The following is a 15951-nucleotide window of genomic DNA, read 5'->3' as shown; positions in this document are numbered from 1 at the left end:
GTACGCACGGTGGTGTGAGAGGACGGGAGTTAATCACTCCCTCCTACTCGATCGTCAGGCGGTCATACTGGATCGTGACCGTGCCAGTCAGGGTGTTGACTTTCTCTTTTTTCAGTAATGTGTAGCGTGGCTGACCGGAAGTATAGTCAAGTTTTTGTTTTGGGAAAAAGCTGCGGCATACTTGGGTTTGGGCGCTGGCCCTTTGCGCAAGAAATAAATAGACATCATTGCCCTGATATTGATTTTCCAACAGATAATCTGCTTTAATCAGAGAGAACTTCTGCATTTTTTCATTGAAGCGGAACACAATTTCGTTACTGTCTAAAAAGGTTTCCAGCCCGATCAGTGGCGCAAGCCGGGAAACCATTTCTGGAAAATATGCGCTCTGTTCCACCTGAGCATAAGTAAGTTTTCCGGCAAGAATACCATTGAAAATATCCGCCCTCTTTCCAGTTAGGAAATGGACGTTGTCCCTAAGCTTATGCAGCCCGGCCAAATGATGAAAGTCGGCCTCATCAAAATCCAGCGTAAAAGCCAGCATTTTCCCTTTACGCCCGATGGTAAAATGATATTGATAGGGTAGCAGCCGTTTGAAGGAAGCCGCGCACTCTTGTAGTAAATCCATTGATAATCCTCTTTCGTATCACAATCGCCTGCAGGCTGCGCCAGCGGTCTATTGCATCCAACGAAAATGTCCCGCCTTGCGGCAGGACATTTCGGAGTATTTTCTTTCGGCTTTTCAGCCTGAGCCGGTTTGAGGTATCGCTACACAACCCCTCCTGAAAGCTCCATAAGGCAATGCTTACCGGCACACTCCCTTACTTCAGCGCTTCGACAGACACACGCCGTTGCCTGTCTTGTACTATTATTATATTCACAAACGGAAACTATGTCAATTATTTGCGAAAAATTTCTCCCGGGTAGACAAGTCAATCGAAATAACACGCTCCTTCTCAACTTCGTTAAAAAATTAGTAAAATTCATGTAAAATCCAACCAAACCCCATGTAAAATTAGCGATTATATGCAAAAAATGTGCTAAATTCCACACAAAAGTGCCGGATTACCGCATGGTCAAGGCCGCGGTCCTGTTGTATCATAGGTTTATGACACAAACAGAACCAACAAAACCAAAGGAGGATGTTTATGAGAAAGATATGGAAAAAGCTGGCGGCTGCGGGACTTGCGGCGGCGATGACAGCAACGGCACTGACCGGCTGCGGCGGCAAGGAGAGCGCCCCCGCGGGCAGCGAGGCCCAGACCGAGGCGTCGAGCGAGCCGGTGGAGATCACCTTCTGGCACGTGTACTCTGAGAACTTCGGAGCGCCGGTGATCAAGGAGATGGTGGAGGAGTTCAACAAGACCCACCCGGACATCGTGGTGAAAGAGGTCTACAACCCCGACATGTACCCGGGCCTGATGCAGAACTTACAGGCTGAGGTGGCGGCCGGAAATCCCCCGTCCCTGTGTATGATCGGCTACAACTACATCAAATATTTCGCGGCCAATTTCAACTACGTCAGCCCCCAGGATGTGCTGGATCAGTATCTGCCCGAGGACAAGGACTATTTGAAGAACACCTTCCTGGACAACGTGATGAGCCTGGCCCAGGTGGACGGAAAGCAGATCGGAATGCCCTTCTGCATCAGCGCCCCCATCATCTGCTACAACCCGGAGCTGTTTGAGAAGGCGGGTCTGGACCCGGCCAAGGGACCGGAGACCTGGGACGACATCCGCGAGTACGCCAAGCAGATCACGGACAAGACCGGCGAGTACGGCTTCTACATGCAGGAGTACGCCGACAACTGGGCGGTGCAGGGACTTTTGGAGAGCAACGGCGCCAACATGCTTCAGGACGGCAAGGCGGCATTCGCCACCCCCGAGGGCATCGAGGCTTACCAGATTCTGGCCGACATGGTGCTGACGGACAAGAGCGGATTACATATCACCGCCGACGAGGGCATCCAGGCCTTCTGTAACGGCAAGGTGGGCATCGCCTGCGTTTCCAGCGCCAAGATCGGCACCATCACCCAGGCCGCCCAGTTCGATGTCAAGGGCGCCGAGTTCCCCGGCTTTGAGGGCAAGGAAAAACGCCTTCCCACCGGCGGAAACTTTATTCCGATCACCGCCCAGACGCCCGAGGAGCAGAAAGCGGCAATGGAGTTCTTAATGTTCATCATGCAGCCGGAGTGGCTCTCCAAGTGGACCTTGAACACCGGTTATCTGCCGCCCAGACAGGACGTGGCGGAGGACCCCAACGGCCTTCAGGCCCACATCAAGGACGACGTGCTTTTAGGCGTGGCCTTTGAGGAAATGCAGTATTTACAGCCCTGGGCCGCTTACCCCGGCGACATGGGAACCCAGGCGGAGCAGATGTTCGCCGACACCAGAGACAAGATTCTGGACGGCACCGAGACCCCGGAGGTCGCGCTCAAATCCGCTCAGGACGCTCTGAACAAAATGCTGGAAGAGCAGTAAGACATACCATCAATCGGGAGGAGGGAAGACAGCGGGTCTTCCCTCTTCCGGCCAAGAGAGGAGAAAGACCCTATGGAGGGAAAACGGATGAACCGCAGGAAGCGGGACCACATCATCGCCTGGCTGTTCCTGTTTCCGGCGACCTTTGCGTTCGTGGTGTTCATGTTCTGGCCCCTGGCCTACACCGTATACTTGAGCTTTTTAAAGTGGAACATGGTGGCTCCCACCAAGAAGTTCGTGGGCTTTAAAAATTACGCCAGCATCGTGCAGGACGAGGTGACCATCCAGATCGTTGCCAACACCCTGTTTTACATCGCCATTCTGGTGATTCTGATTTTCGCAATCCCCTATATCCTGTCCTATGTAAACACCTTTGTGATGAAAAAGGGCAAGAGCATCTACAAGACCCTGCTGTTTATCCCCAGCCTGATCTCCCTGGTAGTGGGCGCAATCGTGCTCCAGTGGATTTTCAATCCCATCTCCGGGCCGGTCAGCGGGATTATGGGAAAATTTGGAATTACAATGCCAACCTGGTCCAAGACCAAAGGCCTGGTGATCTTCGTCATCGCCCTGGTGGCGGTGCTCAAGAGCTTCGGCTACAATTTCCTGGTGCTGCTCTCGGGCATGAGCAGCGTCTCCGACGAGCTGATCGAGGCGGCCAAGCTGGAAAAGACCAGCCACACCAAAATCTTCACCGGCATCGTGATGCCGCTGACCTCGTCCACGGCCATCTACGTGCTGATCATCAGCATTGTCCAGGGCATGCAGTACGTGTTCACGCCCATCAAGGTGCTGACCCAGGGCGGGCCAAATAACGCCAGCTCCAACATCATTTACGGGGTGTATCAGGAGGCGTTCACCTTCTACAATACGGGAAAGGCTTCGGCCCTGTCCATTATGACCATGGTGATTTTCCTGATCCTGCTGTACCTGGAATTCAAATATGTGGAGAAGGGAGTCTACTATGAAAACTGAGCGGAGAACGGAAATGATCTGGCACGGAGTGCTGATCCTGATCGTATTTTTGTCCCTTTACCCCATATTTTTCGCCCTGTCCACGTCCTTTAAGACACTGAACGAGGCGTTCAACAGCTCGTCCCTGATTCCGAAGGAATTCACCACCGCGGCCTACGCCAACGTGCTGCAGAAAATCCCCTTTGTGAAGATCACAGCCAACACCTTTATCATCGCCAGCATCGTGACGGCCTTCAAGCTGATTACCGGCGTGTTGGCCGCCTACAGCTTTGTGTTTTTTGAATACAAGGGGAAGAATTTCATGTATTTCATCCTGGTGAGCACCATTTTCATCCCCTTCACCGTGACCATGATCCCCAACTTCATCACCATCTCCAAAATCGGCCTCAGAGACAATATCCTGGGCGTGGCCCTGCCACAGCTGGCGGACGCCACCGGCATTTTCCTGCTGCGCCAGCACATGAGGGGAATCCCCAAGTCCCTGGTGGAAGTGGCGAAGCTGGAGAAAGCCAGCCACACCAATATCCTGCGGACCATCGTGGTACCCATGGTGAAGCCGGCCATCCTGTCCATTGGGATCATTTTCTTCATCAACTCCTGGAACGAGTACGTGTGGCCCTCCCTGATCTTAAAGTCCACGGAGAACTACACCCTGTCCCTGGCGCTGCAGATGTTCGTCAGCGCGGAGGGCGGCACGGATATACCGGTGGCCATGGCTATTTCCGTTCTGACCATGCTGCTGCCCCTCGGCATCTATTCCGTATGCCAGAAATACATCATCAACACATTCGCACAATCGGGAATCAAAGGATAGAAGGAGTGAAGCGCTATGGACAGCATTCGTTTTGAAAATGTGAGCAAATCGTTCGGTAAGACGAAAATCATCAACAACCTGAATTTAAGCATCGAGAAGGGGGAGCGCCTGATCCTGTTGGGGCCCTCGGGCTGCGGCAAATCCACCATTCTGCGGATGATCAGCGGCCTGGAGACCATCACCACCGGCAATCTGTATTTGAACGGGAAGCTGGCCAACGACGTGGACAGCGGGGACCGGGATATCGCCATGGTGTTCCAGAACTACGCCCTGTACCCCCACATGACCATCGAGGAAAATGTGGGATACGGCCTGCGGATTCACAAGGAGAAAAAGGACGTGATCCGGCAGCGGGTGAAGGAGGCCATCGATATTTTAAATCTGACCGGCCTGGAGGGCCGCTACCCCAAGGAGCTCTCCGGCGGCCAGCGCCAGCGGGTGGCATTGGCCAGAGCCATTGTGAAGCGCTCGGACTTTTTCCTGTTGGACGAGCCCCTTTCCAACCTGGACGCCCAGCTGCGGGGCCAGGCCAGAAAGGAGCTGGTGCGCATCCATGAGATGTACGGCCAGACCTTCATCTATGTGACCCACGACCAGATCGAGGCCATGACCGTGGGCCAGCGCATCGCCCTGTTAAACGGCGGCGACCTGCAGATGCTGGACACCCCCCACAATGTATACCACCGCCCGGCCAACATTTTCGTGGCCAGATTCATCGGCTCCCCGTCCATGAACATTCTGACCGTAAAAATGGACGGCCGGGACCTGGTGCTGGGCGATCAGCGGGTGGAACTGCCGGAGATGTGGCAGAAAAAGATCCACGAGAAGGAGGGCCGCAGCCTGAAAATGGGCATCCGGCCGGAGAACGTGGTGTTCAGCCGGGAGAAAGGCCCCTACAGCGTCAAGGTGAACATTCACTATGTGGAAAATTATGGAAACCGCGTGGGCTTTTACACGGAAATCGACGGCGAGGAGTTGATCTCCATCATGCCGGAGGACGAGTTCGCCAAGGGCGAGGACGTGTACTGGAACATTCTGCCGGAGAAGCTGCACTTCTTCGACGGGGAGACCACCATGTCCATCGGGTATCCGGCGGAATTATCCTGAGAGGAGAAATAAAATGGCAATATTTGTAAGTTCCCTGATCAAAGGGTTTGGCCAGATGGAGGAGATCGCCCGGTGGGTGGACGGACAGGGCCGGGACTGGCTGGGGGTGGAGCTGATCGCCTTCACCCACGACGAGGATTATTGGGATCGGCTGAACCGGCTGCTGCCCACCCTGACCTGCCCCCTGACCTTCCACGGCCCCTACATCGGCGTGGAGGCGGCGAGCCCAAGAGGCACGGCGGACTATGAGCACATGGTGGACAGCTACCGGCGGGTCTGCGGTCTGGCCGCGAAATACAAGGTAAAGCACATCGTGTTTCACTACACCCAGAAGGGGGTCACCGAGGAGGAGCGTTTCCGGGCCCAGGCCGTGAGCCGGGAAAATATACGGACCGTGCTGGACATCGGCCGGGAATTTGGCGTGGAGATCGTGGTGGAAAATCTGCCCCTTCCGGCCTCGGACCAGCCGCTGTTTGACAATGAGGAGTACGCCGGTCTGTACCGGGAAATGCCCGATCTGACGGGCATCATCGACGTGGGACACGCCCGCCTCACCGGCCTGGACCTGGAGGCTATGCTGGCGGACTGGGGAAGCCGGATTCACGCCTACCATTTCCACAACAACGACGGAGTCCGGGACTGCCACAACCGCCTGGACGACGGCGTGATCGACTACCGGGCGCTGGCTGGGCTTTACCGGAAGTATACGCCGGACGCCAGAATCGTGCTGGAGTACGAGCCCCACGCCTGGGTGTCCGAGGAGCGGTTGGCGGAGGATATCCGGGTGGTGCGGGAATTATACATTGTCGCAGCCGCAGGCTGACGATCAGAGATACGTTTCCTTGATGGATCAGGAGTAGTATAAGGGCCGGAAGGCCGGAAACAGCGTCACAGCGGCGGGCAGGTAATCTGCCGGCCGCTGTCTGCGGTTTTGCGGAGGTTGAGGGCATGGTATATAATTAGACGGAACCACATAAGGGTTCTGACTGGATCCGGTGTGGATGCTATGACAATGCTTGAAAAATGCGTTCATTTGGGGTAGAATAAAGGGTAAAAATGAATCATGTAGAGATAAAGAAATGGTGGCAGCAAATGAAAATGGGGGTAAGAGGAGAGCATGGCTAGGAATCCGCTTATAGTAAAACTTTGGGGGGTGTTGGAATCTGAGGATCCAAACTCAGTGAATGCACAGATTGCTAAAATATTAATAAAAAATCGCAGAAACATGGAACATACGTCCTCAACATATCTGGCAAAATTATGTAATGTTTCGAAACCAAGTATTAGCAGGTTCAGTCGGATTCTGGGCTATGAAAATTTTTTTGATTTTCGTGTGGATTTAAAGCGATATGTTCCGAATCGCGGTCGCAGGTTTACCGCTATGATTGAGGGGGCCTCTGATAATCTATTTGATAATTATACGGACTACATCTATAAAAATCTATCTTTTTTGAATGATGCTGACTTCAGGCAGTCTGTGCAGGAACTGGTTGCAGATATGCGAACGTATGCTACAATCTATTTTATGGGAAATATGCAGTCTGGGAATACTGCTATGGAGATGGAATATCAGTTGTGTTCTGTAAAACCGGATATTATTGCACTAAACGGGTATTCCCGCCAAAAAGAATTGCTGCACAATCTTAAGCCAGATGTATTGTATGTGATTTTTTCTGTTTCAGGAGACTATTTAAAGATTTATTTCAGAGAGGATGAGAAACTGGAAAAAGCTAAGGGAAGCAAGATATGGATGATTACATCAGAACCTACAGCACAAAAGACAGCGGAACTTGATGGGCTTATTAATACGAAAACCGGACATGAGGGGGAGGATACAACTATCAGCCAAGAAATTACTGCTAACTTGATTACTACACTGTATTTTAGACAGTTGTATGATAAAAATGTAAAATAGAAAATTGAGTAGCGTGTATAGCGGAATTACAACGGTATGATCCATACAGTTGTAATTCCGTTTTGTTTTTATTTTATCTGAAATTTAGTGGTATTTATTATGTTACACAATATACTTTTAGTTTCTTGCGGTGAAACAAAAAAATAGAATCTGAAACAATATAACGATCTGAAGAAACAGAGGTTTCTTGTGTTTTTGCCGATTTTTCGGGTATAGTTTATTACATGAAAAATGCACTGCAATGGGGAGAGCGGTGCAAAAAAAAGTAGGAGGAAATTTCTTATGGATTACAAAAGTATGGCAGCCGAAATTTTGAAGAATGTTGGCGGCGAAAAAAATGTCTCTCATTTTGAACATTGTTCCACACGTCTTAGATTTTCATTAGCAGATCCGGCAAAGGCGAACCTGGAGGCCCTGAAAAAGATCAATGGGGTTATGGGAGTCGTCATGAAAGGACAGTGTCAGGTTATCATTGGAAACAATGTGATTGAAGTTTATGAAGAGATAATGAAACTCGGTACATTTTCCGGTAAAGAAAAAACGGTTAATGTAAAGGCTAAACAGAAACCAGTGGATGTCTTTATTGATTTTATGGTTGGTATATTTCAGCCGTTGATTGCAGTGATTACGGGTGGAGGTATTGTAAAAGCAATCCTTACTGTTGCTACCTATTGTTTTGGGATGAGTAAAGATTCCAGCACTTATTTAGTCCTGTACCAAATTGGGGACGCCTGCTTCTATTTCCTTCCCATTATGGTTGCATTTACATGTGCGGCAAAACTTAAATGTAATCAGATGCTGGCGGTCATTGTTGCGGCTGTTCCACTGCTTCCGTCAATGACTAAGCTGATTGATAACGGAATGACGTTATTTGGGGCGACGATTCCCAATGTGGGCTACAGTTCACAGATTTTCCCTGCAATTTTATCTGTATTTGTGATGGCGTTCATAGAAAAATATTTTACAAAAATATGTCCAAAAGTACTGCGTGTTATCTTAGTGCCGGCAGCGTGTTTTTTAATTACAATACCGCTGGAACTCCTGATTCTTGGGCCGTTGGGCTATAATTTGGGAACTGGTTTTACGAACATATTATTAACTTTAAATGATTCAGTCGGATGGGTAGTTGTTGCAATACTTGCTGCGGCATTGCCATTTATGACGATAACAGGTATGCACAAGGCATTAATTCCATATGTCGCATCCGTGTACACGAATCCCGGATATGATATGTTAAATACACCGGCAAAGGTGGCACACAATCTGTCAGAATGCGGAGCTTGTTTTGCGGTTGCCATAAAAACTAAAAAAACAACGCAGAAAACGGTTGCGTTTTCCGCATCTTTATCGGCGCTTTTTGGAATCAGCGAACCTGCTCTATACGGAGTGACAATGCTTAATAAACGAGCAATGACAGGTGTCGTGATTAGTAGTTTTATATCGGCAATGGTAATGGGAATTGCCGGAGTAAAATCCTATGCATCAATGAGTACAAGCATTGTGGGACTTCCTCGACATCTTGATGCAAATAATCCGATGAACTTTGTATGGGCTATTATAGGCTATTTGCTCGCGCTTGGAATTTCTTTTATCGTTACATTGATTATTTATAAAGATTCTGATGAAATGACTTCTGCTACAGAATCCGCAGACAATCGAATCGAAACAAAAACAGAGGATGTGGATGCAAGTATGAATTTTTATAGTCCGTTGAAAGGGCGGGCAATTCCTATGAGTGAGGTAAACGATGAAGTATTCAGTGCGGGTATTTTAGGTAAAGGAATTGGAATTATTCCCGAAGAAGGGAAACTGTATGCACCATGTGATGGAAAAATTTTTTCTGTCTTTCCCACGAAACATGCAATTTCTATGATAGCAGATAACGGTGCAGAAGTGCTTTTACATGTGGGGCTGGAAACCGTAACGCTGAACGGAAAATGCTTTAGTCCGAAAGTAAAAGACGGGGATATCGTAAAAGCAGGCGATTTAATTATGGAATTTAACATTGACGAGATTAAACGTAATAATCTGGATTTAACCACGTGTTGCGTCATTACCAATTCCGATCATTATGAAATTGATGTAAAAGTGAAGGGAAATGTAAATAAAAATACATTATTAATGAGTATAAATAATAGGTGAAACAGCAAGGAGCAATCATTATGAATCAAGAATTTCCTGAAAATTTTCTATGGGGATGTGCAACTTCTGCCTTCCAGGTAGAAGGAGCCTATAATGAAGATGGAAAAGGGCTTTCCCTTGCAGATGTACGCAGTATGTCTGTTGATCCGACTGAAGAACCAACGAAAGCTCTGGCAAATGTAGGCGATGAGATTGCCGACAGTAAGATTGCAAGCGATCATTATCATCGTTGGGAAGAAGATGTTGAATTAATGAAAGAGCTGGGATTAAAATCCTACCGTTTTTCCATCGCATGGACAAGGATTTATCCCAATGGTGATGATGAACAGATTAATGAAAAAGGGCTTGCGTTTTATGATAAATTAATTGACCGCTTAAATAAGTATGGTATTGAGCCTGTCGTTACGATTTATCACTTTGATTTTCCCTGTGGCATTCAGAAAAAATACGGAGGTTGGCGTAACAAACAGTCAATAGAGGATTTTAATCGCTATGCATGCACCTTATTTGAACACTTTAAAGGGCGTGTCAGATACTGGCTCGTGAATAATGAGCAGAATGCAATGATCCGGCGCGATTCTTATTTGGGCATTGAGGAAAAAGATATCTTAAAGCGGGAGCGTTTAAGACATTTGTGCAATCACAACATGTATGTAGCTTGTGCAAAGGCAATAGCTTCCTGCCATCAAATTGATCCAGAGGCGAAGATTGCCCCAGTTATGGCATACAGCCCCACATATCCAAAAGATAGTAAACCGGAAAATATTCTTGCAGCAAAGAAGTCGGAGGATTTGTATCGCAATTACATGATTGACGTTCATTGTCGAGGAGAATATCCAGCATATTATTTGCGTTGGCTGAGAGATAATGGATGGGACTTTCCAATTAGCGATGAGGAGCATGAGATTTTAAAAGCCGGTAAACCTGATTTTTATGCATTTAACTATTATCGCTCGTCATGTGCGGAATATTGCCCCGAAGATGTATCTCCTGAGTTAGTAGAACGGTATCGGGTGGACGCTAAGCGGAGAATGCTTCCCGGCATCTGCCGGCATATTGATAATCCGAATATTGAGCCGTTTCCGATGAATCAGTGGCGGTTGGATCCGATCGGACTTCGTGTGGCATTTCGTAATATATATGAACGATGTCATTTGCCATTGATGCTGTGTGAGAACGGGCTGGGGGTTCCGGATATTTTAACAAACGACTTTAAAATTCATGATGACTACCGGATTGATTATCTGAAAAGTCATATTATTGCGATGAAAGAAGCTGTGAAAGATGGAATTCCAGTCATCGGATACCATGTTTGGACATTTATGGACGTCATCAGCACCAGCGAAGGTTTTAAAAAGCGATATGGCCTTGTGTATGTAAACCGCGATGAGAAGGGCGGAGATCTGAACCGGTATAAAAAGGATTCCTTTAACTGGTACAGGGAGGTTATCAAAGAGAACGGAAGAAACTTATGATAAACTGTTTATTGTAGAAGCAAATCAAGCATAAGCGTTACATATCATATACGAACGGGAAACAGGCCAGGAGCGGTAGTGCGGAACGGTATATATGAGATAGAATTAATGTACCGGAGTACACAATCATCATTGACAAACCGTATACGTTATAATAAAATAAAGACAGTTATCTAGTAAAACCGTATGCTTATTAAAGTATGCAAAAATCAGGGGGAAGTCGATCACAAATGATTTTCTCCTGATTTTTTTCTGCATGCAGAGTGAGGGTGCCGATCAATCAAATACTTTGATGATTTTGCCCCCGGGAGTGCGCCAGATGAAACGAATCTACTTTAAACGGCTATTTTTTGCATTTTTATTTGCGACCATTCTGCCTATCTGTCTCTGTGTGGCGGCCATCTCCTACGGCAGCTTCCATATGTCCCGGGAGCGCTACCAGGACAAAGTGGGCGCCATGGCTGCGGCCAGCTCCGGAAATATGCGGGAGCTTTTGGAGGAGTATGAGAAAATTTTAAACAGCCTTTCTGAGGAGCCTGCCCTGGCGGCGTATCTTGCGGGGAATGACCGGGAGGGGCTGGGGGAGCTGGTGCGCCCTCTCCAGACGGGCCGCGACAACCGCCTGCGCATCCGGGTAATCGACCCGGACGACCGGTATATTTACCCGGACAGCAGGGACGCGAAGCTCTACGACCCGGCTGTGTTCGGCGGTTGGGGAATTTTACACGAAATGACTGCGAATCCGGACCGGATCGCCGTCACACCCAGCGTCACCCGGGCGGAGAACGGCCGGAAGATCTGCATGAACATAGGCAGGGCGGTGCGTGGGCGGGACGGAACGATCGCCGGGTATGTGGTTCTGGACGTGTACCGGAACACGCTTCTGAACGCGGTCAAGCAGCTGGAGGACGAGAAGTCCTCCGTCACCCTGGCCGACCGCAACGACTGCATTATCCTGGACACCACCGGGCGGTTTACGGAAGGGGCCACCGGCGCGCCGGGCAGGGCGGAGAAGAATTCTGTTGCGGCTTCCCGGGAAAATGCCTACGGCCTGCGCATTTACGCCTACTACAACATCGAGGAGTTCAACGAGAACAGCCGCCTGATGATCTTTATCAGCCTGCTGGTGCTGGTCTGCATGGCGCCTCTGGCATTCCTGCTGGCCGCCGTGTTCGCCAACCGCATGTACCGACCCATCGACACCCTGGTAAGCTCCATGAACCTGGTGACCCGGGGAAATCTGGACACCAAGATTGAGATACGGGCCCACGACAGCGACGAGATGCGCCTGGTCAGCTCGGTGTTCAACTGGATGATTGCCCGCATCCAGACCCTGATCGAGAACGCCAGGGAGGAGAGCGAGCGCAAGAAAAACGCGGAGCTAAAGGCTCTCCAGGCTCAGATCAGCCCCCATTTTCTCTACAACATGTTAAACGAGATCAACGCCCTGGCCCGGATGGGCCGCACGGGGGAGGTCTCCGGCTTTGTGATCCATCTGGGAAAGCTGCTGCGCCGGAGTATCACCTTCAAGGACGATTTTGTGAAGCTGAGCGACGATCTGGTTTTTGTGGAGGACTACATACGGCTCCAGCAGATCCGTTACGACCAGCTCTTCGACGTGGACATCCGGGTGGAGGAGGAGATCCGGGACTGCCTGATCCCCAACCTGATCATCCAGCCCCTGGTGGAAAACGCCATTATCCACGGTTTCACTGCGGGCAAGGAGGGCTACATGCTGAGTCTGCGGGGATACCGCCGGGAAGAGGACGTGTGCATTGAGATTTACGACAACGGCATCGGCGTGGATAAGGAATATTTGAAATATATCAACAACGTGGAAAAGGGTGTGGGCCTCTACGGGGGCCTGGGCGTGGAGAACGTGCAGAAGCGGCTGCTCCTGATCTACGGGATGCGCTATGGAATCAAGATGGAGAGCGAGAAGGGCCGCTACACCAAGGTGGTGATTCTCCTGCCGTACCGGAGAGAGCAGGTGGACAAGACATGAAAATGGGAATGAGTCGTTTGCTGATTGCACTGGCGGCGGTTGCGGCCGGAGGGGCAATCTTTGCCGCCGCAAGGCGGTATACGCCGGCCCAGGAAAATGCAGGGCGGGAGACGGTGGAGCTGAATCTGCTCATGTCCCTGGGCGGGGACGGCATGCGGGAGGAATACATGCGGCAGCGCCTGGACGCTTACGGCGAGCTGAACCCGGATGTAAGGGTTTCTGCAACCTTTGTGGAGTCGGACACTCTGGTGTTTTTGAAGCTGCTCTACGCGGGAAAGGGGTACCACTACGACGTGGTCTGCATGGGGGACGACTCCATGCTCTCCGCGGCCGAGCAGAAGTTGATCTACCCCATGGACGAGTTCGTGATGAGGGATCTGGGCCTGGCCTGGCTGGACGCCGTGCCGGGGGCCTGTCTGGAGAACACGATGAGCGGAGGGAAGATTTACGGGCTGCCGTTTATTAAGAGCCGTCTGAAGGTGTATTACCGGGATGAGGGAGGTGGAGCTGGGGAGAGCGGCGGGGCTGGAGCGTATGGAGCCGGGAAGAGCGGCGGAATCGGGGAAAACGGCGCGCCGGGAGCTGGCGGGGCCAGGGAAATCCCCGCCCCGGTCAGCCTGGAGGCGCTGCTTCAAACGTTCGGCGGGAAACGCCTCGGCCTTCCGGTCAGCGTGCTGCTTCGGGACCTGCTGCTGTCCACGGACAGCTCCGGCTGGGACGCGCTTTTGGGGGAGACCGAGCGCTACCAGGTGGACCGCCCGGAACGGGCCGAGCTGCTGCGCGCCATGAAAGCCGGGTTGGAGCAGGGAACGCTGGTGGACGGGGACAATCAGACTCTGATGGAGGAATTTGCCGGAGGCCGTCTGGACGCGGTGGTGCTGGAAGAACTTTACGGGGAGGAGCTGGAGCGCCGCGCAGGGGAAACGCTGTCCGGCGTCGGGCTGTGGCGGACCGAACAGACGCCCTGGCTATTACAGGGCTGCAACCTCTATCTGGCCAACCGGGGGATTCCACACGACTACGGCCCGGCCTGGGAGCTGGTGGAATATCTGGTGAGGGACGGGGAATTCGACGCCCGGACAGGGGAGGAGCGCGACATGGACTACAAGCGCACCCTGTCCAGAAAAAACACCAAGGCGTATCTGATCGTGGACCGCGTGATCGCGGAATTTCTCCACGGGGACGAGGACTGCGGCGAGCTGCTAAAAGGGCTTCAGAGCCAGTTGGACACAGCCCTTGGCGAGTGAAAATGAATCCGGAAAGAGGTTAAGAAATGTATCAGGTTTATATAGTGGACGACGCGGTATTAACCCGCAAGGCGCTGGTCATGACCATGCCCTGGGACCAGTGGGGCTGCGTGGTGGTGGGGTCTGCCGACGATGGGGAAAAGGCGTTTGAGGACATCCGGGAGATGGAGCCGGACATTGTGATCACGGATATCCGCATGGTGCATGTGGGCGGCCTGGAGCTGATCGGGCGCTGCCGGGCTCAGGGAATCCGCTCCCAGTTCATTATCATTTCCGGCTACAATGAATTTGAGTACGCCAAGGCGGCGCTGAGAATGGAAGTGCTGGATTATATCTTAAAACCCATCGACGACGAAGAGCTGCACGGTGCGGTGGAAAAGGCCGTACAGCGCATCGGAGAGTCCAGGGCCATGATGGCGGACCACCGGGAACAGGACGGGGAGAGCAGGTCCCTGCTGCTGGAATATGATGAGAAAAATATAAACGCCTACCTGCGCCGCGCTCTGGAATATGTGCAGGCAAACTACGGCAGGGAGCTGTCCATACGGGACGTGGCCTCCTATCTGGCCATCAGCGAGAGCTACCTGGCAAAGCTCTTCAAGGTGGAGCTGAAAATCACCTTCCTGGAGTACCTGACCCGGGTGCGTATGCGCCGGGCCATGGAGCTCATGCGGGACAAGAACATGCCGATCTACGAGGTGGCCGAGCGGGTGGGCTACCGGGACTACCGGCATTTCAGCTCCACCTTCAAGAAGCTGGCAGGCGTGGGGCCAAAGGAATTTCAGATGCGGTCATAAAATGCGGACGGTAGGGGGATAAACCGCCCGCGCAAAATACCCGCGCAGTATCCCGGATCAAAACCCATGTTCCGCCGCTGTCCGGGCGAACTCCCAGAAACAGTCCGTGGCCGCCGGGAGCACCTGGTGGCAGCGGCGGACCATCAGCAGATTGGACAGATGTTCCGGGTTTACGATGCGGCGGCAGCACAGCTTCTGCGGATTCATGGTGTAGCGCACGGATTCCGGACAGATGGCCACGCCGATGTTGCCCTCCACCAGAGGAATGATGCAGGAAACCGTATTGTACAGGCAGAAAATATTGCGCTCCTCGGAAATGTGATTGAACCAGTTGTTGATCTCGTCCTGCATCTCGCTGCGGGCCGGGATGATCAGGGACTCCCCGGAGAGCTGCCCCAGCTCCACCGTGTCCTCCGTGCCCTGGGCCAGGGGGTGGTTCACGCTCATGAGGGCGATCCAGGACTCCTGTTTAATAAAAATGTGATCATATTTTTCTGTATTAAAGGGCTCGCGGACGATGCCGATGTCTGCCAGGCCCTTTTCCAGTTTTTCCCTGATCTCGTCCCCATTTCCGCACCACACGCTGTAGCGGATGTTGGGGTACTGGCGGTGGAAATCGCCGATCAGGCCGGAGAGGATGCTGGCCCCGCAGGTCTCTGTCACGCCCAGGGCGATCGTCCCATGGGTGGAATTCTTGATTTTCCCCAGCTGGTTCTGGGTTTTCTCCACCAGGGTGATGATCTCCTCGGCCTGCTGCTTTAAGAACAGACCCTCCTCGGTCAGCCGGATGCGGCGCTTGCCCCGGATGAAAAGGGTGACGCCCAGTTCTTCCTCCAAAAGCTGCATGCTGCGGCTGAGCGGAGGCTGGGCAATACAGAGCTTTTCCGCCGCCCTGGTGATGGTGCCCTCCCGGGCCACGGTTAGAAAATATTTCAGTGTTTTTACGTCCATAGCGGATACCAACCTTTTTGATAGGATAAGCCGGTGGAGCCGGCAT

The 15951-nt window shown here is 51.6% G+C and carries 13 protein-coding genes; 11 read left to right on the top strand and 2 right to left on the bottom strand.

Features of this window, described 5'->3' with window-relative positions:
• Positions 1-43: 43 nt before the first annotated feature.
• A complete protein-coding gene (locus tag ACK2JC_RS07575) occupies positions 44-625 on the bottom strand; it encodes a PBECR4 domain-containing protein (protein WP_368272278.1) in 582 nt (193 codons plus the stop codon).
• A gap of 520 nt (positions 626-1145) precedes the next feature.
• Between ACK2JC_RS07575 and ACK2JC_RS07570 the strand changes: the two genes are divergently transcribed.
• From ACK2JC_RS07570 to ACK2JC_RS07520, 11 genes are all read left to right on the top strand, one after another.
• A complete protein-coding gene (locus ACK2JC_RS07570) occupies positions 1146-2477 on the top strand; it encodes an ABC transporter substrate-binding protein (RefSeq protein ID WP_276850818.1) in 1332 nt (443 codons plus the stop codon).
• A gap of 72 nt (positions 2478-2549) precedes the next feature.
• Entirely contained in the window at positions 2550-3452 is a 903-nt protein-coding gene (locus ACK2JC_RS07565) for a carbohydrate ABC transporter permease (RefSeq protein WP_107434586.1), read from the top strand.
• Positions 3442-4266, top strand: a complete 825-nt coding sequence (locus tag ACK2JC_RS07560) for a carbohydrate ABC transporter permease (RefSeq protein WP_092367956.1) — start codon at positions 3442-3444, stop codon at positions 4264-4266. Before ACK2JC_RS07565 ends, ACK2JC_RS07560 begins: the two co-directional genes overlap by 11 nt.
• 15 nt (positions 4267-4281) lie before the next feature.
• Complete coding sequence (locus ACK2JC_RS07555) at positions 4282-5373, top strand: ABC transporter ATP-binding protein (RefSeq protein WP_320937978.1); 1092 nt, start codon at positions 4282-4284, stop codon at positions 5371-5373.
• A gap of 13 nt (positions 5374-5386) precedes the next feature.
• Positions 5387-6196 carry a sugar phosphate isomerase/epimerase gene (locus ACK2JC_RS07550; protein WP_320937977.1) on the top strand — a complete coding sequence of 270 codons (810 nt, stop codon included), beginning with the start codon at positions 5387-5389 and terminating at the stop codon, positions 6194-6196.
• 294 nt (positions 6197-6490) lie between these two features.
• A complete protein-coding gene (locus tag ACK2JC_RS07545) occupies positions 6491-7288 on the top strand; it encodes a MurR/RpiR family transcriptional regulator (RefSeq protein WP_092367964.1) in 798 nt (265 codons plus the stop codon).
• Between the two features lie 282 nt (positions 7289-7570).
• On the top strand, positions 7571-9430 hold the full coding sequence (locus ACK2JC_RS07540) for a beta-glucoside-specific PTS transporter subunit IIABC (protein ID WP_368272279.1): 1860 nt from the start codon (positions 7571-7573) through the stop codon (positions 9428-9430).
• Positions 9431-9450: 20 nt separating this feature from the next.
• Entirely contained in the window at positions 9451-10905 is a 1455-nt protein-coding gene (locus ACK2JC_RS07535) for a glycoside hydrolase family 1 protein (RefSeq protein ID WP_107434581.1), read from the top strand.
• A gap of 319 nt (positions 10906-11224) precedes the next feature.
• Positions 11225-12910 (top strand): histidine kinase, encoded by a 1686-nt coding sequence (locus tag ACK2JC_RS07530; protein ID WP_166434396.1) that lies wholly within the window; start codon positions 11225-11227, stop codon positions 12908-12910.
• A complete protein-coding gene (locus tag ACK2JC_RS07525; protein WP_368274721.1) occupies positions 12907-14157 on the top strand; it encodes an extracellular solute-binding protein in 1251 nt (416 codons plus the stop codon). Before ACK2JC_RS07530 ends, ACK2JC_RS07525 begins: the two co-directional genes overlap by 4 nt.
• Positions 14158-14183: 26 nt before the next feature.
• Positions 14184-14954 carry a response regulator gene (locus ACK2JC_RS07520; protein WP_092365309.1) on the top strand — a complete coding sequence of 257 codons (771 nt, stop codon included), beginning with the start codon at positions 14184-14186 and terminating at the stop codon, positions 14952-14954.
• A 57-nt stretch (positions 14955-15011) separates the two neighbouring features.
• Here the strand turns inward: ACK2JC_RS07520 and ACK2JC_RS07515 are convergent, their stop codons facing one another.
• Entirely contained in the window at positions 15012-15905 is an 894-nt protein-coding gene (locus ACK2JC_RS07515; RefSeq protein WP_118756575.1) for a LysR family transcriptional regulator, read from the bottom strand.
• Positions 15906-15951 lie beyond the last annotated feature (46 nt).

This window comes from Enterocloster lavalensis (assembly GCF_046603895.1).
GTDB lineage: Bacteria > Bacillota > Clostridia > Lachnospirales > Lachnospiraceae > Enterocloster > Enterocloster lavalensis.
The sequence above is the reverse complement of the archived record's forward strand: the minus strand, read 5'-3'. Positions and strand labels throughout refer to the sequence as shown.

Coding starts and splice junctions, on each gene's coding strand:
- ACK2JC_RS07575 (WP_368272278.1), bottom strand. CDS start 625: ATGGATTTACTACAAGAGTGCGCGGCTTCCTTCAAACGGCTGCTACCC.
- ACK2JC_RS07570 (WP_276850818.1), top strand. CDS start 1,146: ATGAGAAAGATATGGAAAAAGCTGGCGGCTGCGGGACTTGCGGCGGCG.
- ACK2JC_RS07565 (WP_107434586.1), top strand. CDS start 2,550: ATGGAGGGAAAACGGATGAACCGCAGGAAGCGGGACCACATCATCGCC.
- ACK2JC_RS07560 (WP_092367956.1), top strand. CDS start 3,442: ATGAAAACTGAGCGGAGAACGGAAATGATCTGGCACGGAGTGCTGATC.
- ACK2JC_RS07555 (WP_320937978.1), top strand. CDS start 4,282: ATGGACAGCATTCGTTTTGAAAATGTGAGCAAATCGTTCGGTAAGACG.
- ACK2JC_RS07550 (WP_320937977.1), top strand. CDS start 5,387: ATGGCAATATTTGTAAGTTCCCTGATCAAAGGGTTTGGCCAGATGGAG.
- ACK2JC_RS07545 (WP_092367964.1), top strand. CDS start 6,491: ATGGCTAGGAATCCGCTTATAGTAAAACTTTGGGGGGTGTTGGAATCT.
- ACK2JC_RS07540 (WP_368272279.1), top strand. CDS start 7,571: ATGGATTACAAAAGTATGGCAGCCGAAATTTTGAAGAATGTTGGCGGC.
- ACK2JC_RS07535 (WP_107434581.1), top strand. CDS start 9,451: ATGAATCAAGAATTTCCTGAAAATTTTCTATGGGGATGTGCAACTTCT.
- ACK2JC_RS07530 (WP_166434396.1), top strand. CDS start 11,225: ATGAAACGAATCTACTTTAAACGGCTATTTTTTGCATTTTTATTTGCG.
- ACK2JC_RS07525 (WP_368274721.1), top strand. CDS start 12,907: ATGAAAATGGGAATGAGTCGTTTGCTGATTGCACTGGCGGCGGTTGCG.
- ACK2JC_RS07520 (WP_092365309.1), top strand. CDS start 14,184: ATGTATCAGGTTTATATAGTGGACGACGCGGTATTAACCCGCAAGGCG.
- ACK2JC_RS07515 (WP_118756575.1), bottom strand. CDS start 15,905: ATGGACGTAAAAACACTGAAATATTTTCTAACCGTGGCCCGGGAGGGC.